General features: G+C 70.0%; 16 protein-coding genes. 10 read left to right on the top strand and 6 right to left on the bottom strand.

Features of this window, described 5'->3' with window-relative positions:
* Positions 1–72 precede the first annotated feature (72 nt).
* Together LI94_RS01250 and LI94_RS01245 are read right to left on the bottom strand one after the other, a co-directional pair.
* A complete protein-coding gene (locus LI94_RS01250; RefSeq protein ID WP_046300048.1) occupies positions 73–1,308 on the bottom strand; it encodes a hypothetical protein in 1,236 nt (411 codons plus the stop codon).
* A gap of 14 nt (positions 1,309–1,322) precedes the next feature.
* Positions 1,323–2,837, bottom strand: coding sequence for a DEAD/DEAH box helicase (locus LI94_RS01245; RefSeq protein WP_046300047.1), 1,515 nt, complete (start codon positions 2,835–2,837; stop codon positions 1,323–1,325).
* A gap of 255 nt (positions 2,838–3,092) precedes the next feature.
* Here LI94_RS01245 and LI94_RS01240 point away from each other — a divergent pair, with 255 nt between their 5' ends.
* Together LI94_RS01240 and LI94_RS01235 are read left to right on the top strand one after the other, a co-directional pair.
* Complete coding sequence (locus tag LI94_RS01240; RefSeq protein WP_046300073.1) at positions 3,093–3,788, top strand: ferritin-like fold-containing protein; 696 nt, start codon at positions 3,093–3,095, stop codon at positions 3,786–3,788.
* A gap of 111 nt (positions 3,789–3,899) precedes the next feature.
* Positions 3,900–4,166, top strand: a complete 267-nt coding sequence (locus LI94_RS01235; protein WP_024443667.1) for a DUF3107 domain-containing protein — start codon at positions 3,900–3,902, stop codon at positions 4,164–4,166.
* Here the strand turns inward: LI94_RS01235 and LI94_RS01230 are convergent.
* Complete coding sequence (locus tag LI94_RS01230) at positions 4,163–4,849, bottom strand: TetR/AcrR family transcriptional regulator (RefSeq protein WP_046285552.1); 687 nt, start codon at positions 4,847–4,849, stop codon at positions 4,163–4,165. The two genes, LI94_RS01235 and LI94_RS01230, sit on opposite strands and share 4 nt — an antisense overlap.
* 204 nt (positions 4,850–5,053) lie before the next feature.
* On the opposite strand from LI94_RS01230, the gene LI94_RS01225 reads away from it, so the two are divergent.
* The 3 genes from LI94_RS01225 (at position 5,054) to LI94_RS01215 (ending at position 8,379) form a co-directional block, all read left to right on the top strand.
* Entirely contained in the window at positions 5,054–6,088 is a 1,035-nt protein-coding gene (locus LI94_RS01225; protein ID WP_024443669.1) for a DUF3152 domain-containing protein, read from the top strand.
* A gap of 100 nt (positions 6,089–6,188) precedes the next feature.
* Positions 6,189–7,382 (top strand): adenylyltransferase/sulfurtransferase MoeZ, encoded by a 1,194-nt coding sequence (gene moeZ / locus LI94_RS01220; protein ID WP_046300046.1) that lies wholly within the window; start codon positions 6,189–6,191, stop codon positions 7,380–7,382.
* A gap of 142 nt (positions 7,383–7,524) precedes the next feature.
* On the top strand, positions 7,525–8,379 hold the full coding sequence (locus LI94_RS01215) for a TIGR02569 family protein (protein WP_024443671.1): 855 nt from the start codon (positions 7,525–7,527) through the stop codon (positions 8,377–8,379).
* Between the two features lie 32 nt (positions 8,380–8,411).
* Here the strand turns inward: LI94_RS01215 and LI94_RS01210 are convergent, their stop codons facing one another.
* Both LI94_RS01210 and LI94_RS01205 read right to left on the bottom strand, forming a co-directional pair.
* Entirely contained in the window at positions 8,412–8,708 is a 297-nt protein-coding gene (locus LI94_RS01210) for an MGMT family protein (RefSeq protein WP_024443672.1), read from the bottom strand.
* Positions 8,709–8,719: 11 nt separating this feature from the next.
* Positions 8,720–9,502 (bottom strand): alpha/beta hydrolase, encoded by a 783-nt coding sequence (locus LI94_RS01205; protein WP_024443673.1) that lies wholly within the window; start codon positions 9,500–9,502, stop codon positions 8,720–8,722.
* A gap of 285 nt (positions 9,503–9,787) precedes the next feature.
* Between LI94_RS01205 and LI94_RS01200 the strand changes: the two genes are divergently transcribed.
* The 4 genes from LI94_RS01200 to nudC are packed head-to-tail and all read left to right on the top strand — an operon-like array spanning position 9,788 to position 18,341.
* The gene (locus LI94_RS01200) at positions 9,788–12,982 is read left to right on the top strand and encodes an ATP-dependent DNA helicase (RefSeq protein WP_046300045.1); all 3,195 of its coding nucleotides are present in this window, start codon (positions 9,788–9,790) and stop codon (positions 12,980–12,982) included.
* Positions 12,979–16,254: an ATP-dependent DNA helicase gene (locus tag LI94_RS01195; RefSeq protein WP_046300044.1), complete on the top strand. Its 3,276-nt coding sequence runs from the start codon at positions 12,979–12,981 to the stop codon at positions 16,252–16,254. The genes LI94_RS01200 and LI94_RS01195 overlap by 4 nt, the downstream gene beginning before the upstream one ends.
* Before the next feature lie 55 nt (positions 16,255–16,309).
* Positions 16,310–17,383, top strand: coding sequence for a potassium channel family protein (locus LI94_RS01190; RefSeq protein ID WP_024443676.1), 1,074 nt, complete (start codon positions 16,310–16,312; stop codon positions 17,381–17,383).
* Positions 17,384–17,414: 31 nt separating this feature from the next.
* A complete protein-coding gene (gene nudC / locus LI94_RS01185) occupies positions 17,415–18,341 on the top strand; it encodes an NAD(+) diphosphatase (protein WP_125078335.1) in 927 nt (308 codons plus the stop codon).
* A 5-nt stretch (positions 18,342–18,346) separates the two neighbouring features.
* Here nudC and LI94_RS01180 read toward each other — a convergent pair whose 3' ends face one another.
* A complete protein-coding gene (locus tag LI94_RS01180) occupies positions 18,347–18,595 on the bottom strand; it encodes a mycoredoxin (protein WP_024443678.1) in 249 nt (82 codons plus the stop codon).
* Between the two features lie 73 nt (positions 18,596–18,668).
* Between LI94_RS01180 and LI94_RS01175 the strand changes: the two genes are divergently transcribed.
* Positions 18,669–19,833 (top strand): ATP-dependent helicase (locus LI94_RS01175; protein ID WP_046300043.1); only part of this gene is annotated, 1,165 nt, incomplete at its 3' end.

Genomic DNA, 19,833 nt, shown 5'->3' with positions numbered 1-19,833 from the left:
CGGCGGAGCCGGGCGCCGCGGGCCGCCGCCATTAACCCAGCGGTGATCGCAAGCGCGGCGGAGCCGCCGCCATCAGCCCAGCGCGACGACGGCGTCGCCGCGCTGCTCCAATACCGTCGGGCCCGACACCGCCGGGAACACGGTCGAGACCCCGGGCGGGCGGCTCACCGGGATGATGCGTTCCGGCGCGCCGGTGTTCTGGTCGAAGACGCCGACCCCGTCGGTCACCGGTATCAGGAGGCGATCGGCCATCCGTACTGCCGGCCCCAACGGAACCGCGGCACCCGACGCCGGAATGGTGTAGCGGTAGGTCAGCGTTCCGGAGTCGAACACCATCACCGCATCGCCGGTCCACCAGCAGATCAACCCGGTGGGCCGCGATACCGGCAGTGCGGCGCTGGCGGGGCTGGGTTTGGCCGGCAGCATGGTCTTGGCGATAGTGGTGCCGGTCTGGTCGACGACCTCGATACGAGGCTGCGGAGTGGGCAGATAGAGCGCGGTGTTGGTGCCGGCGTCGGAGTCGGTCACCGCGAGCACCCGGGCGCCGGAGTCCGCGGTCACTCCGCGTTCGGCGACGTGCTGGGTCTCCGGCTCGTCTTCTTCCTTGCCCGCGCGCAGCAGCGTCAGTTGCACATCGGACTGGCCCGCGCAGGACTCCAGCACCGATACCGCCGAGGAGGCCGCCGCTGCCGAGACCAGGGCGCAGCCCTGCCCTCGGCCGCGCGCCGAAGGTTTCACCCGAGCGTCGATCTCCCCGTAAGACATCACTCGCACCAGATCTGAACGCCACAGTTCCAGGCGGGTGGCGCCGGCTGAGAGCACCGCGCTGCCCTCAGAGGAGACCCGTACGGCCCGGTCGGCGTAGCTGGTGCGGGCCGGTCCCCGCAGGCCGTCGGCAGCGACGACCGCGCTGACCTGGCCACACCCGCGGGAATCAGGGTAGACCGCGACGGCGTAACGGTAGATCCACGACACCGCGCACAGGTCGACGTCGCGGGAGTAGCTCCAGCGCTCTTCGCCGGTGGCCGGGTCACGACCACTCATCCGCGGACCGTCACCGGTGATCACCGTGCCGGAGACCACCACGGGTGCCCAAGTTGCCGGGCTGGCCGCTGTCCACAGCTGCGACAGCGCCGCGGGCACCATCGCCGCCGACGGGGGATTGGTCGCCGAGTCCGACGCCGACCGGCTGATCGTGGCGCGGGCATCGCTGGTCCACCAGATGACCACTCCGACGACAACGATCACGACCGCGATCAAGGCCGCCGCGACCAGATCACCGGAGGTGCGGCGCTCGGGTCGTACCATCTCAGCGGTCCAGCTCAGCCGCCGTTAGCGGCAGCGGCCGCGGTCTTGTTCGGGCGACGGCGGCGACGGCGCCGCGGCGCACTGGGCCCGGTGGCCTCGGAGTTCGCGGCGGTGCCGGACTCACCCGCCTCGGCGTTCTGCGGGGCGCCGTCGGTGGCGCTCGCCTGGCTACCACCGCGGGTGCGCCGACGAGACCGGGTCGGGTTGCGGGGCGCCCGCTGGCGGTCCGCTGCGGTCTCGCGGGTTTCGTCCTCGGACCGCTTGGCCGGTGACCGGCGCGTCTGGCCGATGGAGCCGCTGACGTCGGTGGGAATGTTGAGCTCGGTGAACAGGTGCGGCGAGCTGGAGTAGGTCTCCGCCGGGTCCGGGCAGCACAGGTTGAGGGCCTTGTCGATCAGCGTCCAGCGGGCCAGCTCGTCCCAGTCGACCAGGGTGACGGCGACGCCGGTCTTTCCGGCGCGTCCGGTGCGGCCGATGCGGTGCACGTAGGTCTTCTCATCGTCGGGGCACTGGTAGTTGATGACGTGCGTGACGTCGTCGATGTCGATGCCCCGGGCGGCCACATCGGTGGCCACCAGCACATCGATGTCGCCGGTGCGGAACGCCTTGAGTGCTTTCTCGCGAGCTACCTGGTTGAGGTCGCCATGCACCGCGCCCACTTTGAACCCGCGCTCATTGAGGTCGTCGGCGACCTTCTGGGCGGTGCGCTTGGTGCGGGTGAAGATCATCGTGGCTCCGCGGCCACGGGCCTGCAGCACCCGCGCCACCAATTCGGCCTTGTCCAGGGCGTGGGCCCGGTAGACGAACTGCTCGGTGGCGTCGTGCACCGCCGAAGAGTGCGGCGCCTCGGCCCGGATGTGGGTGGGCTGGTTCATGAAGCTGCGGGCCAGCGTGATGATCGGGCCGGGCATGGTGGCCGAGAACAGCATCGACTGCCGGTCGTCGGGGATACGAGACAAGATGCGCTCGATGTCGGGCAGGAAGCCCAGGTCCAGCATCTCGTCGGCCTCGTCGAGCACCAGCACCGACAGGCCGCCCAGCTGCAGGTGCCCCTGCTGGGCCAGGTCGAGTAGCCGGCCCGGGGTGCCCACCACCACGTCGGCACCGGCCTGCAGCGCCTCGATCTGCGGTTCGTAGGGCCGGCCGCCGTAGATGGCCTGCACCGACAGCGGGCGGTCCCCGGCGGTCAGGTATTTGGCCGCGTCGGCCAGGTCGCCGGAGACCTGGATGCACAGCTCACGGGTCGGCACCACGACCAACGCTCGCGGTGCGCCGGTCAGCGGCCGGTCCGGGCTGGTGCTGACCCGCTGTAGCAGCGGGATGCCGAAGCCGTAGGTCTTGCCCATGCCGGTGCGGGCCTGGCCGATCAGGTCGTCGCCGGCCAGGGCCAGCGGCAACGTCAGCTCCTGGATCGCGAAGGCGTGCTCGATGCCGTCCTCGGCGAGTGCGCGGACGATCTCGTCGCGGACGCCCAGCTCGGCGAAGCTCGGAGGGGTAGTGGGAACGGTGGTTGAGATCAATGGGGTCATGCGCGGGCAGATGCCTTTCGAAGTCGGCGCGGTATGTCAGTCGATCGCGGTGCGGGTCGGGGCGCACACACTGGAGACGGTCGATACTTTGCCCATATTCGGAGGCACCGCCGGGGGCCCTGCACTCGCCGAGGAGGCGGGCCAACCACGTGTACGCACATTGCGCGGCAGCACCGAATAGGCACTGCCTGAGCATGATCCTACCTGGTCGGGCCGGGCATCGGTCCATTGCCGCGGAACGCATACAGTGTGGTGATGAATTCGGTTCCCTCCGCCGACGCGGAAGCGCAGTCTTCCCCGCCGCGGCTGTCCGCCGATCATCCTGGGGTCAACGAGCTTTTCGCGGTACTGGCCTATGGCGAGGTGGCCGCGTTCTACCGGCTCACCGACGAAGCCCGGATGGCGCCCGATCTGCGTGGCCGGATCTCGATGGCGGCGATGGCCGCCGCGGAGATGGGCCACTTCGAACTGCTCCGTGAAGCTCTCGAGCGCCGCAGTGTCGACGTGGTCGCGGCAATGTCGAAATACGCTACTGCCCTTGACAATTACCATCGTCTGACGATGCCCAGCACGTGGCTGGAGGCATTGGTCAAGACCTACATCGGCGACGCGATGGCCGCCGACTTCTACCTGCAGATCGCCGACGGACTCCCAGACGAGGTGGGCGACGTGGTGCGTGCGGTGCTCGCCGAGACCAAGCATTCGCAGTTCGTCGTCGAGGAGGTACGCGGCGCGGTCACGGCCAGCAACAAGCAGCGCAGCCGGCTGGCGTTGTGGTCGCGTCGGCTGCTCGGTGAGGCGATCACCCAGGCCCAGTACGTGTTGGCCGACCGCGACGAACTCGCCGACCTGGTGGTGTCGGGGGCGGCCGGACTGGCCCAGCTGGCCGGGTTCTTCGATCGCCTGCAACACACCCACGACGAGCGCATGCGCGAGCTGGGTCTGGCTTAGCCCGCCGCCACGCAGCGCGTTATCGCCGAGGGCGAACGGCCGGTGCGCACCAACCGGGCCGCCGTCCACTAGCCTGCTTAGCAACGCCCAACGCAAACGAAAGGGGCAGGCGTGGAGGTCAAGATCGGGGTCACCGATAGCGCGCGCGAACTGGTCATCAACAGTGCGCAGACGCCCGATGAGGTCGAGAAGCTGGTCGGCGCCGCGTTGGGCAAGGGCGCAGACGGTGCTGGACTGCTCGCCCTCACCGACGAGAAAGGCCGCCGCTTCCTGGTGCAGGCCGCCAAGATCGCTTACGTGGAGATCGGTGTCGCCGACAGTCGGCGGGTCGGTTTCGGGATTGGTGCCGACGTCGCTGCCGGGGCCAGTTCCGCTTAACGGGTCAGCGGCACGTGTGACAGCCCGCCCCAGGCGAACGCCACCGTACCGTCGACGGCGTCATCCTTGGAGATAGGGCGGTCACTGTCCAGCCAGTACCGGGCGCAGTCGACGCTGATCGCGACCAACCCGACCGCGACCATCCGGGCGCGGTGCGGGTCCAAGCCGGAGTCATGGCTGACCAGGTCGAAAATCGCGTCGATGCACGACTCGGTGGCCACCCGCACCTGGACCGCGACCTGCGGCTCGGCGACATTGTCGTTCTCGAAGATCAGCCGATAGCCCTGGCTGTCGTGCTCGATGAAGTCGAAGAAAGCCTGCACCGCGGACCGCAGCCGCTGACGGTTGTCGGTGGTGGTCCGCAATGCCTGACGGACGCCGGAGACCAGGTTCTCCACGTGGCGGGCCAATACCGCCAGGTACAGCTCCAGTTTCGACGCGAAGTGCTGGTAGAGGATCGGTTTGCTGACACCGGCCCGCTCGGCGATCTCATCCATGCCGGCTGCGTGGTAGCCGCGGTCGACGAATACATCGCTGGCGGCGATTAGCAGCTGTCCCCGGCGCTCGTCGCGCGGGAGCCGGCTGCCGCGACGGCCGCCGGTAGTCGCCGCTTTGGCGCCGCTCGAGCGACGGCCGGTCGGCTGTGCGCCGTCCCGCTCTGCCGTGTCGATCGGTTTGCTCATCGACTCCTCAATCTCGTTCGGCCGGCGCCTGGGACCCTGGGTCCGCGACGGCCGGTGGGTGAGAGCGAGACTACGCGCTGCACCCGTCACTTCCACCAGCGACATCCGACAATCGGCTGTCGATCGCCATTTCGAACTCGTCGCGGCACACCTCCTGGCGTGCCGCAGAGTCCCAGCTCGCAGACCTTGTGCCATTCTGGGACCGTGACCTACGACCCGGGGCGGAGCGGCGGCGGTCGAGCCCCGGTGCTGCGGGATCGCTTCCGCGAGCCATTGCGCGCCCAGCGTGATCCGCTCGCCGCCGGTGCCGGGCGACTGCGGTCTGACCGTGATGTGCACCGCCAGTGGCGCAAGCAGACCTGGCTGGGCAGGTTCGTCTCCACCTACGGGTGGCGCGCGTACGCGCTGCCGGTGCTCATGGCTCTGACCGTCGTGGTGGTGTATCAGACGGTGACCGGCACTGGAGTGCGCACCCAGTCCGCCGATGACACGGTTCAGGGGCCGCCGACGATCGGATCGGCGGGCACCTCGATCATCGGCGCACCACCGCGCGGCCTCACCGAGTTCGACGTCAACCTGCCCACCGGTGTGCTGCCCAACGGCGGCCCGTTCACCGAAGCCGGCGACATGTCCTGGCACGTCATCCCGGGCATCGAGCCGGAATTCGGGCAGGGCACCGAGAAGGTGTTCGCCTACACCATCGAAGTGGAGAACGGCATCGACACCACCGCGTTCGGCGGCGACGAGGCATTCGCCCGGATGGTCGACCAAACCCTGCGTAACCCCAAGGGATGGACGCATACCCCGCAGATCGGGTTCGTACGGGTCGACGCCAGCAGCCCGATCACCCCCGATTTCCGGATCTCGTTGACGTCGCCGATCACGGTCCGGGAGGGCTGCGGCTACGAGATTCCGCTGGAGGCGTCCTGCTATAACCCGGCATACGGGGCCAAGTCGGAGCCGCGGGTATTCATCAACGAAGCCCGCTGGGTTCGCGGTGCCGTGCCCTTCCAGGGCGACATCGGGTCCTACCGGCAGTACCTGATCAACCATGAGGTCGGCCACGCCATCGGCTACCAGCACCACGAACCGTGCGACAAGCAGGACGGGCTGGCGCCGGTGATGATGCAGCAGACTTTCGGCACCTCCAACGACGACGCGGCGAAGTTCGACCCGGACTGGGTCAAGCCCGACGGGAAGACCTGCCGCTTCAACCCCTGGCCGGCTCCGATTGCCTGAGCCGGTCGGGCTGCCTTCGGGAAGCTTCGCGCGCGGTTTGTCGTTGCCCCCACCAGCTGCTGTGATGGGTGGGCGGACCCGACGTTGAGGAGATTGCCAGGTGCCGAGATCACTGCCGCCGCTGGTGGAGCCGGCCGGCGAGCTGACCAGGGAGGAAGTAGCGCGCTACAGCCGCCACTTGATCATTCCCGATGTCGGCGTGCAGGGGCAGAAGCGACTCAAGAACGCTCGGGTGCTGGTGATCGGTGCCGGTGGATTGGGTGCGCCGACACTGCTGTATCTGGCCGCCGCCGGCGTCGGAACCCTCGGGATTGTCGACTTCGACATCGTCGAAGAGTCGAACCTGCAGCGCCAGGTCATCCACGGTGTCTCTGACATCGGCCGCACCAAGGCCGAAAGCGCCCGGGACTCGATTGCCGAGGTCAACCCGCTCGTACGCGTGCAGCTGCACCAGGTACGGCTGGACCGCTCCAACGCCGTCGACCTGTTCAGCCAGTACGACCTGATCCTGGACGGCACCGACAACTTCGCCACCCGCTACCTGGTCAACGACGCCGCGGTGTTGGCGCACAGGCCCTACATCTGGGGCTCGATCTATCGCTTCGAGGGCCAGGTGTCGGTGTTCTGGGAGGACGCCCCGGCCAATGAGGCCGGCAATGAGCGCGGTCTCAACTACCGCGACCTGTATCCCGAGCCCCCGCCGCCAGGCATGGTGCCGTCGTGCGCCGAGGGCGGAGTGCTCGGCGTGTTGTGCGCCTCGATCGGGTCGGTGATGGGCACCGAGGCGATCAAGTTGATCACCGGTATCGGAGAATCGCTGCTGGGACGGCTGATGATCTACGACGCCTTGGAGATGAGCTACCGCACCATTGCGATCCGCAAGGATCCCGCCACACCGGCGATCACCGAATTGGTCGACTACGACGCGTTCTGCGGCGTAGTTCCCGAGGATGACGCCGCCGCGGCCGCCGGGTCCACGATCACTCCCGCCGAACTGCGCGAGCTGCTGGACTCCGGGCAACAGCTGGCCCTGATCGATGTGCGCGAGCCGGGCGAATGGGCGATCAACCGCATCGAGGGCGCCCAGTTGGTCCCGCAGTCGACGATCAACACCGGTGAGGGACTGGCAAAACTCCCGCAGGACCGAATGTCGGTGCTGTACTGCAAGACCGGGATCCGTTCGGCCCAAGCCCTGGCCACCCTGAAGAAGGCCGGCTTTGCCAACGCGGTCCACCTGCAGGGCGGAATTGTGGCGTGGGCCAAGCAGATGCAGCCCGATATGGTCATGTACTAACGCCATAGACCCGGTGCAGGGTGCTTTTGGCGGTGACCCGCCGCGCCCGGCTCCGCCGCGCTCGCGATCACCGGTGCTTTTGGCGGTGACCCGCCGCGCCCGGCTCCGCCGCGCTCGCGATCACCGAGGTTAGTCTTATCGCGTGACCATCGAGCCGCCGCCCGAACATGTGCTGGCGACGTTCGGTATTCGCAACGTTTCGCCCACACCGCTTGGTGCCGGCTGGGAAGACGGCTGGAAGTGCGGGGAAGTGGTCCTGTCGATGGTCGCCGACCATGCCAGGGCCGCGTGGTCGGCTAAAGTCCGCGAGACCCTGTTCGCCGACGGCATCCGCCTGGCCCGCCCCGTGCGGTCCACCGACGGACGTTATGTGGTGTCGGGCTGGCGCGCGGACACCTTCGTCGGTGGCAGCCCCGAGCCGCGCCACGACGAGGTGGTGTCGGCGGCGGTTCGGCTGCACGAGGCCACCTCCAAGTTGGAGCGGCCCCGATTCTTGACCCAGGCACCGGTGGCGCCGTGGGCCGACGTCGACGTGTTCATCGCCGCGGACCGGGCGGCCTGGGAGGAACGGCCGTTCGCCTCGCTGCAGGCCGGTGCACGATTGGCTCCGGGCTCGGTGGACGGTCAGCGGTCGATCGACCTGATCAACCAGCTGGCCACTTTGCGCAAGCCCACCAGGAGTCCCAGCCAGTTGGTGCACGGCGACCTATACGGCACGGTGCTGTTCTCCGGCGCCGCGGCGCCCGGCATCACCGACATCACGCCCTACTGGCGGCCCGCCTCGTGGGCTGCCGGGGTAGTGGTGGTCGACGCCCTGTCGTGGGGTGACGCCGACGACGGGCTGATCGAACGGTGGGAGACGCTGCCCGAGTGGCCGCAGATGTTGCTGCGCGCGTTGATGTTCCGTCTTGCCGTACATGCGCTGCATCCGCGCTCCACCGAGGAGGCGTTCCCCGGTCTGGCCCGCACTGCGGCGCTGGTCCGCCTGGCGCTCTAGCTTTCTCGGCTTTGGCGCCGAATGCGGATCCGTCAGAACCGGTGTCGCAGCGTGCGCAGATCCACCTTCCCGCCGACGGCCAGGACTCCTTCGGCGCGAAGACGTTCCAGTTGCTCGGTGCGCAAGTGATCCGCCGGCCGTCCCGACGCTGGGAGCACCCGGTGCCAGGGCAGATCCGCCCCGTCGATCCGCAGAATCCAGCCCACGATGCGGGGACTGGAAAGCCCTGCCGCGGAAGCGACATCGCCATATGTGGTGACCCGGCCGGCGGGCACACTGATGATCAGCGCACGCACCACCTCGACCTGTTCGTCGGTGACGGCCGCCACGGACTGCGCCCCTAGCGCCGGGCCAGCTGCGCCCGGATCACCGCGGCAGCCTCGGCGGGACGGGCCTGGTCGACCATGTGATTGCAGTCGAAGTCGACCAGCTGGAAGTTCGCGCCCAGCCGATCCCGCAAACCGTCGGTGAGCGTCGCTGTCACATACGGCGGCGAGGTGCGGGTGGCCCGCACGACGGTGGTCGGCGTGGACTGCGGCAGCACGACCGCGCGGGCCAACTCGCTCCAGTACGACATCACCGCGGGCACGCTGATACGCCAACCGAAGCGGCCCGTGGGCAGCGCGACCAGATGCTCCTCGAGTTCGTTGTCGAGCAGGTCGGGATCCACGTCGGACCAGGCACCGTTCTCTTTCTCGGCGCGCGCCTCCGCGGGATCGGGGTAGTCGGGGGAGGCCAGCATCGCGGCGGCGATCGTGGCCATCCACTCGCCGTCCAGGCCGATCGCCGGGTCGAGCAGGATCAGCGCGTCGACGAGGTCGGGGCGTGCTGCGGCCAGATGCAGCGCAATCGCACCGCCGAAGGAATGCGCGACCACCGGAACCGGGCCGTCCGCGGTGTCCTCCAGCAGCGCCGCCAGCGCTGCGACGTTGGCGTCGATGCTCCACGGGGCCGCCCACGACGAGTGGCCGTGGCCGATCAGGTCTGGTGCGGCGACGGCGATGTCGGGCAGCTGGTCGGCCACGTAGCGCCAGCGGGCCCCGTGACCGGTCAGCCCGTGGACCGCCAGCATCTGGACCGGCCCGGACGGTCCGTAGCGGTGCACATGCAGGAGATCGCTCACGTCGCTGATGCTGCCAGCCGGGGCATTCGGTCGGCGGGTCGGCCTGGGTAACCCGGTGCTGAATGTCCCCAAGTCCAGGGAAGACCCTGTGTCGCTCACCTATGTCGCCGTTGGCGGCGGAGCCGCAATGTCGCTGCTAGAGGCCGAGTTTGAACAGGGTGAGTACTAGGGGGGTGATCGCTGGAGTCGTCGCTGCCGGTGCTGCTGTGGCGTTGGCCGGTCGCGCCGCGCCGACACAGCCCGCATCTGGCCGGAGTTGTCAGACCCCGGTGATGTGATGGCGGGGTGAATGAGCGCTGGACACCCGAAGCGGGCGCCGTGCTGGACCCGGCGGCGCGCGGCGTCCTGCGGGTGCTCGGCGGACCCGGGACCGGCAAGACCAGTCTGCTGCTCGACACGGCGGTCGCCCACGTCGCCGCCGGCGTGGACGCGAACTCGGTGCTGCTGCTCACGGGTTCGGGCCGGCTTCCCGCTGCGGACCGCGGAGCCCTGACTGCGACGTTGCTGGCTGCCGCCGGACCCGACGCCGGCCAGGCGATCCGGGAATCTGTCGTGCGCACCGTGCACGGCTACGCCTTCGCGGTGCTGCAGCGCGCCGCGCGGCGGGCCGAGGCCGCGCCGCCGCGGCTGGTCACCGGGGCTGAGCAGGACAGCGTGATCCGCGAACTGCTCGCCGGTGACGGAGCCGCAGCCTGGCCGCCGTCGTTGCATGCGGCGCTGGCCACCGACGGTTTCGCCACCGAACTGCGGGACCTGATGGCGCGCTGCGCCGAACGCGGCGTCGACCCGGCCGAGCTGGTCCGGCTCGGCAAGCGGTGCCGCCGCCCGGAGTGGGCCGCCGCCGGCCGCTTCGCCCGGCAGTACGAGCAGGTGATGCTGCTGCGCGCCGCGGTCGGTACCGCGGCACCCCAGGCGACCACGCCGGCGTTGGGCGCGGCCGAGTTGGTCGGGGCCGCGCTGGAGGCGTTCGTGACTGACCCGGACCTGCTCAACGACGAACGCAGCCGGATCCGGCTGCTGCTGGTCGACGACGCCCAGCAACTCGACCCGCAGGCGGCCCGGTTGGTGCGGGTTCTCGCCGCCGGCGTGCACCGCACGGTGATCGCGGGCGACCCTGATCAGGCGGTGTTCGGCTTCCGCGGAGCCGAACCCACCGTCCTGCTGACCGACGACGCCCAACCCGGCGGAGCCGCGGTGCCGGTGGTGACGCTGACGACGTCGCACCGTTGCGCCCCGGCGGTGGCCAACGCCATCAGCGCCGTCACCGGGCGGCTGCCCGGGACCAGCGCCACGCGTCGCATCGAGGGCACCGGACCCGACGCCGGCGCGGTGAGCGTGCGTACCGCAGCCAGCAGCCACGCTGAAGCGGCCCTGATCGTGGACACTTTGCGGCGCGCCCACCTGATCGACGGGGTGCCGTGGTCGCAGATGGCGGTGATCGTCCGTTCGGTGCCGCGAGCGGCCGCGCGGCTGCCCCGCGCCCTGGCCGCTGCCGGCATCCCGGTCACTTTGCCGGCCAGCGGGGGGTTGCTGGCCGAACAGCCCGCGGTGGCCGCCCTGCTCACGGTGCTGGAGTGCACCGCAGACGCCGTGGACGGGCCCCGGGCGCTGGCCTTGCTCAGTGGGCCGATCGGGCGAGTGGACCCGATCTCGCTGCGGCAACTGCAACGCACCCTGCGCCGCGGTACGGCCAGCCCGGAGATCCCGCTTGAACCCGGCGGTTCAACGAGGCTCGACGCAGGAGAGGCGAAGTTGGAACCGCCGCTTGAACCCGGCGGTTCAACGAGGCTCGCCGCAGTGCTCACCGGTGTTCCCGGTGCGCTGCCGGCCGCGCACGCCCGCGCACTGCGCCGGGTCCGCGGGGTGCTGCAGGCCGCTGCTCGCAGTCACGCCGACGGCCGCGATCCGCACCACACGCTGTGGCAGGCCTGGAACCGGTCCGGTCTGCAACAACGCTGGCTGTCAGCCGCCGAGCGCGGTGGTACCGCCGGCGCTCAAGCCGGCCGGGACCTGGACGCGGTGACCGCGCTGTTCGATCTCGCCGAGCAGTATGTGGCGCGCACTGCCGGTGCCACCCTGACCGGTCTGGTCGAATACGTCACCGCGATGCAGCTGGCGGCGCCCCGCACCGAGTCGGTGACGGGCACGGAGGCGGTCGGTGTGCTGAGCGCACACGCCGCGCTCGGGCGCGAGTGGGATCTGGTGGTGGTCGCCGGAGTCCAGGAGGGCTTGTGGCCCAACACCGTTCCGCGCGGCGGCGTGCTGGGAACCCAGCGGCTCCTGGACACCCTGCATGGCTTCGGGGAAGAGGTCTCGGCTCGGGCCCTGCTGCTTGCCGAAGAGCGGCGGCTGCTGGTGGCGGCGCTGGGCCGGGCACGGCGCCGACTGGTGATCACCGCCGTCGATGGCGAGGGGGACGGCAGCGCCGAAGAACAGATCCCGTCGGAGTTCTTCGTCGAACTCGCAGCCTGCGCCACCGGCGAGGGGGCAACGGCGCCGTCTCCACCGGTGGTGGCTCCGCCGGTGCTGTCCGCGGCCGGGCTGGTGGGTCGACTGCGCGCTGTGGTCTGTGCACCGGAGAACGCGGTAGGCGATTCCGAACGCGCCGACGCGGCAACGCAATTGGCGCGACTTGCCCGAGCCGGGGTGCCGGGTGCCGATCCGCGGAGCTGGCATGGCGTGGTGCCGTTGAGCACCGAGAAGCCACTTCGACAACCCGGCGACGGACCGGTCACTCTGTCGCCGTCGGCTCTGCAAAGCCTGCTGGACTGTCCGCTGCGCTGGCTGGCCGAACGCCACGGCGGAACCGACGGTCGCGACCTGCGCTCGACGATCGGATCGGTGATGCACGCACTGGTCGCCGAATCGGCGGGCAACCCGCAAGAACTGCAGGCCGAGTTGGACCGGGCATGGGAGCAGTTGCCGTTCACGTCGCAGTGGTACTCGGCCAACGAACTCGACCGCCATCGCGCCATCCTCGAGACGTTTCTGGCATGGCGCGCCCAAACCCGGGGCGAACTCACCGAAGTCGGCATCGAGGTCGGTTTCGACGGCGTGATCGACGCTGGCGAGGACGGGGTTCGGCTGCGCGGTCGGATCGACCGAGTCGAACGCGACGCGGCCGGCCGGCTGGTAGTCGTCGACGTCAAGACCGCGAAGACGCCGGCCAGCAAGGACGACGCACAACAGCACGCCCAGTTGGCGGTCTACCAGCTGGCGGTGGAAGCCGGGCTCGTTGGGCCCGACGAGCAGCCCGGCGGGGGCCGGCTGGTCTATCCCGCCAAACCCGGAACCGCCGGGGCCACCGAGCGCGAACAGGACCCCCTCACCCCTGACGCCGGTGGGCACTGGCGGGAGCGGGTCGCGCAGGCGGCCGTGGCCACCGCCGGCCCGCAGTTCACCGCCCGAGTCAATGACGGCTGCCGGCACTGTCCGGTCCGGCCGATCTGCCCGGCCCACAACGATGGGTGTGGCGCATGAGATACCACTACGACCCCGCCGAGCTGGCGGACGCGCTCGGGTTGCACCAGCCCACCGACGAGCAGGCCGCGGTCATCGCCGCGCCGCCGGGACCGCTGGTGGTGATCGCCGGCGCGGGCGCCGGCAAGACCGAGACGATGGCCGCCCGGGTGGTGTGGCTGGTTGCCAACGGCTACGCCGAACCCGGCCAGGTCTTGGGACTGACCTTCACCCGCAAGGCGGCCGGTCAACTGCTGCGCCGGGTTCGGTCCCGGCTGGCGCGATTGGCCGGTGCCGGACTGATGACAGCTGAACCGAACAGATCCGGCTCGAATGGGATCGACGGTGCCCCGGCGACGACGCCTGTGGTGAGCACCTACCACGCGTTCGCCGGCGCACTGCTGCGCGAGCACGGGCTGCTGCTGGGCATCGAGCCCGACACCCGCCTGCTCACCGAGACCGGGCTGTGGCAGCTGGCATTCGACGTGGTCAGCGGTTACCCCGGGGAGCTGCACACCGACCGGGATCCCGCAGCGGTCACCGCGATGGTGGTGCGGCTGGCGGGGCAGCTGGCCGAGCACCTGGTGGACACCGACGCCCTGCGCCACACCCATCTGGAGTTGGAGCGGTTGGTGCACACCCTGCCGCCGGGCCCGCGCCAGCGTGCCGAACCCAACCAGTTGCTGCTGAAGATGCTCGACACCCAGACCGAACGTGCCGAACTGGTCCCGCTGATCGAGGCCCTACACCAGCGCATGCGCACGGAACGGGCAATGGATTTCGGCGCGCAGATGGCGACGGCCGCTCGACTGGCGCAGTCAAACGAGGCGGTCGGCGCCCGGTTGCGCGCCACCTACCGGGTGGTGCTGCTCGACGAGTACCAAGACACCGGGCACGCCCAGCGCATCGCCTTGTCGTCGCTGTTCGGCGGCGGTGCCGACGACGGCCTGGCGCTGACCGCGGTCGGGGACCCGATCCAGTCGATCTACGGCTGGCGCGGTGCCTCGGCGACCAACCTGCCCCGATTCGCCACCGACTTCCCGCTCTCCGACGGCAGCCCGGCGCCCACCCTGGAGCTGCGGACCAGCTGGCGCAACCCGCCAGAGGTGTTACACCTGGCCAACGAGATCTCCGCGGAGGCACGCCAGCGCTCGGTCGCGGTGCAACCGCTCCGGCCACGCCCGGCCGCGCCCCCCGGCGACGTGCGGGTCGCGCTGCTACCCGACGTGGTCACCGAAGACGAGTGGGTCGCCGAGGAATTGCAGCGGCGCTACCGGCAAGCCGAGGCCGACGGGGTGGCCCCGCCCACCACCGCGGTGCTGGTGCGGCGCAACGCCGACGCCGCGCCCCTGGCCGAGGCGATCCGTGCCCGCGGCCTCCCGGTGGAAGTGGTGGGTCTGGCCGGGCTGCTGTCGGTGCCGGAGGTGGCCGACCTGGTGGCGGTGTTGCGGCTGCTCCAAGAGCCGACCGCCGGCGCGGCGGCGATGCGCGTGCTGACTGGCCCGCGGTGGCGGCTCGGCGCCGCCGACCTGGCCGCGCTGTGGCGACGCGCCGCCGAGCTGGCCCGGCCCGATCAACCCAGTGCGCCGGTATCGGCCGCCGAGATCGCTGCCACGGCCGGGCCGGATTCCGAGACGCCGTGTCTGGCCGACGCGCTGGCCGATCCCGGACCGGCGGAGCGCTATTCGGCCGTCGGATACCGCCGCATCCTCGCCGTCGCCGAGGAACTGACCCTGCTGCGCGGCCATCTGTGGCATCCGCTGCCCGACCTGGTTGCCGAGGTACGCCGGGTGCTGGGCTTGGACTGCGAGATGCTCGCCGCGCAGCCGGTGGTGGCAACGGCGGTCGGCAACGAACAACTGGACGCCTTCGCCGACGTGGTGGCCGGTTATGCCGAGGGGGCAGGGGCCCGGGCCGCGCTGCCGGGTCTGCTGGGCTACCTCGATGCCGCCGCCGCGGTGGAGAACGGGTTGGCCCCCGCGGCACTGGCGGTCGCTGCCGACCGCGTCCAGATCCTCACCGTGCATGCCGCCAAGGGACTGGAGTGGCAGGTGGTCGCGATACCGCACCTGGTGGCGCGGGTTTTCCCGTCGACCGCGTCGCGACGCACCTGGCTCTCCGACGTCGGCGAGCTGCCGCCGCTGCTGCGCGGCGACCGCGCCGACTTGGGCGATCACGGCGTCCCGCTGCTCGATACCGATGCGGTCACCAACCGAAAGCAGCTGTCCGACACCATCTCTGAACATCAGCGCCGCTTGGACCAGCGGCGCGTCGACGAAGAGCGCAGGTTGCTCTACGTCGCCGTCACCCGCGCCGAGGACACCCTGCTGATCTCTGGCCACCACTGGGGGCACGGCGAGGCCAAGCCGCGCGGGCCGTCGGATTTCCTCGCCGAGATCAAGGCGGTGATCGACAGCGCAGCCGACGAGGGGACGCCCTGCGGGGTGGTCGAGCACTGGGTGCCGGCGCCGGCCGGCGGAGAGAAAAACCCGTTGTCCGACACCGCAACCGAAGGAGTATGGCCGGCTGACCCGCTGGGCGGCCGGCGCGGTGATGTCGAACGCGGCGCGGCACTGGTCGTCGCGGAACTGCAGGCCGGCGAACCCCAGACCGGCCAGCCCTCGGCCAGCGCGTGGGCCGCCGACGTGGACGCCTTGCTGGCCGAGCGCGCCACGGCCGCAACGCAGCAGACCCGCGCCCTGCCCAACCAGCTCTCGGTGAGCGGCCTGGTCGAGTTGAGCCGCGACCCCGCCGGCGCGGGGCAGCGTCTGAGCCGCCGGCTACCGGCCAGGCCAGACCCGCATGCATTGTTGGGCAATGCATTTCACGACTGGGTTCAGCGGCTCTATGGGGCCGAGCGACTCTTCGAGCTCGAAGATCTGCCCGGCGCGGCCGACGCTGACACCGCCCGCGCCGATGCGCAGGAGCTGGCCCGTCTGCAGGCCGCGTTCCTGGAATCGCCATGGGCCGCCCGTACTCCCACCGCCGTCGAGGTGCCGTTCGAGATGGCCATCGGCAGCCGGGTGGTGCGCGGCCGGATCGACGCGGTGTTCGCCGAGCGCGACGGCAGCGTCACCGTGGTGGACTGGAAGACCGGGGCGCCCCCCGACGGACCCGAGGCGCGCCGGCACGCCGCCGTCCAGCTCGGCGTTTACCGGCTGGCCTGGGCCGCATTGACCGGCTGCCTGCCCGCACAGGTGCACGCCGCCTTCCACTACGTGCGGTCCGGCACCACCGTCGTCGCTGAGGAGCTGCCCGAACTGGCTGACCTGGCCGCGCTGCTCAACACCTGACGACGGGTGTGGTTACAGTGGGTCCGTGCGTCAGGCTGACCGATGACCGCCCGTCGTGGCAGGAGCTAGCTGGCGGCGGTTGCGGCGTCTGGACGAGACGCTGACCGCCCAACCCAGTTATGCGCTCGTCGGCGTGCTGCGCATGCCACACGGACAGTCCAGTCCCGGCCGCACCGTCTACCGCCGAAGCCTGATCGCACTGGCGGCACTGCTGGTGTCCACGCTGTTCGTCTACGTCGACCGTGACGGCTACCAGGACGTGCAAGGCGACCGGTTGAGCTTCCTGGACTGCCTTTACTACTCGGCGGTGACGCTGTCGACCACCGGATACGGCGACATCACGCCGGTCACCGAGTTCGCCCGCATGATCAACGTGCTGGTCATCACCCCGTTGCGGATCGCCTTCCTGATCTTGCTGGTCGGAACGACCGTCGAGGCGTTCACCGAGACGTCCCAGCAGGCGTTTCGCATTCAGCGTTGGAGGAAGAGAGTGAAAGACCACACCATCGTCATCGGGTACGGAACCAAGGGCAAGACCGCGATCGCGGCGATGCTCGGCGACGACGAGACCACCCCGAGCGACATCGTCGTGGTGGACAACGACCGAGCCGTGCTCGAACGGGCGAAGACCGCCGGGCTGGTGACCGTCGACGGTGATGCGACCCGCTCGGATGTGCTGCGGCTGGCCAGCGCTCAGCGCGCGTCGGCGATCGTGGTGGCCACCGGCTCCGACGCCACCGCCGCACTGGTCACCTTGACCGCCCGCGAGATCGCGCCGCAGGCCACCATCGTGGCGTCCATCCGGGAAGCCGAGAACCAGCATCTGCTGGAACAGTCCGGTGCCAACTCCGTCGTGGTGTCCTCGGAGACCGCCGGACGGTTGCTCGGCATCGCCACCACCACGCCCCGGGTTGTCGAGATCATCGAGGACTTGCTCACCCCCGACGCCGGCTATGCCATCGCTGAACGTGAGGTGGAACAACAGGAAGTCGGCGGATCGGCCAAGCATCTCAATGAGATAGTCCTGGCCCTGGTGCGCGAGGGCCGGCTGCTGCGACTGGATGCACCGGAGGTCGATGTGATCGAGGTCGGCGACCGGCTGCTTTACGTGCGTACGGTGACCAACTAATGACGATCGCGGCGCGTCGGCACGGGGAGGAATGATGGGCAACTTCCAGCTGCGCCAGGTGCCCCTGCTGTCGCGGGTCGGGGCGGATCGAGCCGATCAGTTGCGCACTGACACGGACGCGGCCGTCGCCGGCTGGTCATCGGCAGCGCTGCTGCGCGTCGATCCCCGTAACCAGGTATTGGTCGCCGGCGGCAAGGTGGTGCTGCACGAGGCCGGCGAACTGGGCGAAACACCGCCCCCGGATGCGGTGTTCCTGGGCCGTGTCGAGGACGGTCGGCACGTCTGGGCGGTCCGCGGCGCGCTGCAGGCCCCGAGCAGCGCCGACGTCTCGGTGGTGGACATCCGTGCCACCGGCGACGTCTTCGACGACGTCAGCGCCCAGTTGGTGTCGTCGGCCATCGCGCTGCTGAATTGGCATGACAACGCCAGGTTTTCGGCCGTCGACGGTACACCGACCAAGCCGGTGCGCGGCGGCTGGGCGCGCGCCAACCCGGCCACCGGTGTGGAGGAGTTCCCGCGCATCGACCCGGCAGTGATCTGCCTGGTGCACGACGGCGGCGACCGGGTGGTGCTGGCCCGTCAGCACAACTGGCCGGTCCGGATGTTCTCGCTGCTGGCCGGGTTCGTCGAAGCCGGCGAGTCGTTCGAGACCTGTGTGATCCGCGAGGTCCACGAAGAGGTGGGGCTGGCCGTGCGTGACGTGACCTATCTCGGCAGTCAGCCGTGGCCGTTCCCGCGCTCGCTGATGGTCGGCTTCCACGCCGTCGCCGACCCGGGGCAGACATTCGTGTTCAGCGACGGTGAGATCACCGAGGCGAACTGGTTCACCCGCGAGGAAGTGCGGGCTGCGCTGTCCGCCGGGGCGTGGAACCGCGGCGACCCGGATGCCAAACTGCTGCTGCCCGGCTCGATCTCGATCGCCCGGACGATCATCGAGTCCTGGGCCGAATCGAGCTGACGGCGCTACCCGCCGAGCCGCTCCAGCTTCGCCTTGACCTCACGCCCGGTGGGGTTCGTCAGCGTCGAGCCGTCGGCGAAACGCAGCGTCGGCACCGTGCGGTTGCCGCCGTTGGCTGAGCTGACGAACTCAGCAGCGGTGGGGTCCAGCTCGATGTCGATCTCTTCGTAGTCGATCTCGAGCTTCTTCAACGACGCTTTGAGCTGCCGACAGTAGCCGCACCACTGGGTCGTGTACATGACGAGCTGGTTCATAACTCCCCAAACCTAGTAGGTCGCCCGATGATTCCCGAATCGGCGTCTGGGCCCGTCGGGGGTGCCTGCCAAGATGGACGCCATGGATGCGCTCATCGCCGGGCTGGACGAGGAGCAGCGTGCTGCGGTACTGGCGCCGCGCGGCCCGGTGTGCGTGCTCGCCGGCGCAGGGACCGGCAAGACCCGCACCATCACCCACCGGATCGCCCAGCTGGTGGCGGCCGGTCATGTTGCGCCCGGGCAGGTGCTGGCGGTGACGTTCACCCAGCGTGCGGCCGGGGAGATGCGCTCGCGGCTACGCGCATTGGGTTCAGCGGCCGGCGCGGGTGCTGCCGCCGGAGTAGGCGCGGTGCAGGCGCTGACGTTCCACGCCGCCGCGCGCCGGCAGCTGCGCTACTTCTGGCCGCGGGTGGTCGGCGACACCGCCTGGGAACTGCTGGACCGCAAGTTCGGGGTGGTCGCGCGGGCCGCCGGCCATGCCGGGCTGCGGCTGAGCAACGATGACGTGCGCGACGTGTCCGGGGAGATCGAGTGGGCCAAGGCGTCCCTGATCGGGCCGGAGCAGTACCCGGAGGCGGCGGCAGCTGCCGGGCGCGACACCCCGATCGAGGCCGCCAAGCTCGCCGATGTCTACGCCGGCTACGAGGCGCTGAAGGCCCGCGGCGAAGTGGCGATGCTCGACTTCGACGATCTGCTGTTGCACACCGCCGCCGCGATCGAGAACGACGCGGCGGTGGCCGCCGAGTTCCGGGACCGCTACCGCTGCTTCGTGGTCGACGAATACCAGGACGTCACCCCGCTGCAGCAGCGGGTGCTGACGGCCTGGCTGGGCCAGCGCGACGATTTGACCGTGGTCGGCGACGCCAACCAGACCATCTACTCGTTCACCGGCGCCTCGCCGCGCTATCTGCTGGACTTCACCCGCCGGTTCCCCGACGCCGCCCTGGTGCGCCTGGAGCGGGACTACCGGTCCACGCCCGAGGTGGTGTCGTTGGCCAACCGGGTGATCGCCGCCGCACGTGGGCGGGTGGCCGGCAGCAAGCTGAAGCTGATCGGCCAGCGCGAGTCCGGCCCGACGCCGATCTTCCGCGAGCATCCCGACGAGGTCGCCGAGGCCGCGGCAGTCGCCAAGTCCATCGCCCGGCTGATCCACGACGGCACCTCACCGGCCGAGATCGCCGTGCTGTACCGGATCAACGCACAGTCGGAGGTCTACGAGGACTGTCTCTTATACACAT

This window comes from Mycobacterium sp. UM_Kg27 (genome assembly GCF_000972905.1).
Taxonomy (GTDB): domain Bacteria; phylum Actinomycetota; class Actinomycetes; order Mycobacteriales; family Mycobacteriaceae; genus Mycobacterium.
Note: the sequence above shows the minus strand (reverse complement) of the source record. Positions and strands in the feature narration are given on the sequence as shown.

Coding starts and splice junctions, on each gene's coding strand:
- LI94_RS01250 (WP_046300048.1), bottom strand. CDS start 1,308: ATGGTACGACCCGAGCGCCGCACCTCCGGTGATCTGGTCGCGGCGGCC.
- LI94_RS01245 (WP_046300047.1), bottom strand. CDS start 2,837: ATGACCCCATTGATCTCAACCACCGTTCCCACTACCCCTCCGAGCTTC.
- LI94_RS01240 (WP_046300073.1), top strand. CDS start 3,093: ATGAATTCGGTTCCCTCCGCCGACGCGGAAGCGCAGTCTTCCCCGCCG.
- LI94_RS01230 (WP_046285552.1), bottom strand. CDS start 4,849: ATGAGCAAACCGATCGACACGGCAGAGCGGGACGGCGCACAGCCGACC.
- LI94_RS01195 (WP_046300044.1), top strand. CDS start 12,979: ATGAGATACCACTACGACCCCGCCGAGCTGGCGGACGCGCTCGGGTTG.
- nudC (WP_125078335.1), top strand. CDS start 17,415: ATGATGGGCAACTTCCAGCTGCGCCAGGTGCCCCTGCTGTCGCGGGTC.
- LI94_RS01180 (WP_024443678.1), bottom strand. CDS start 18,595: ATGAACCAGCTCGTCATGTACACGACCCAGTGGTGCGGCTACTGTCGG.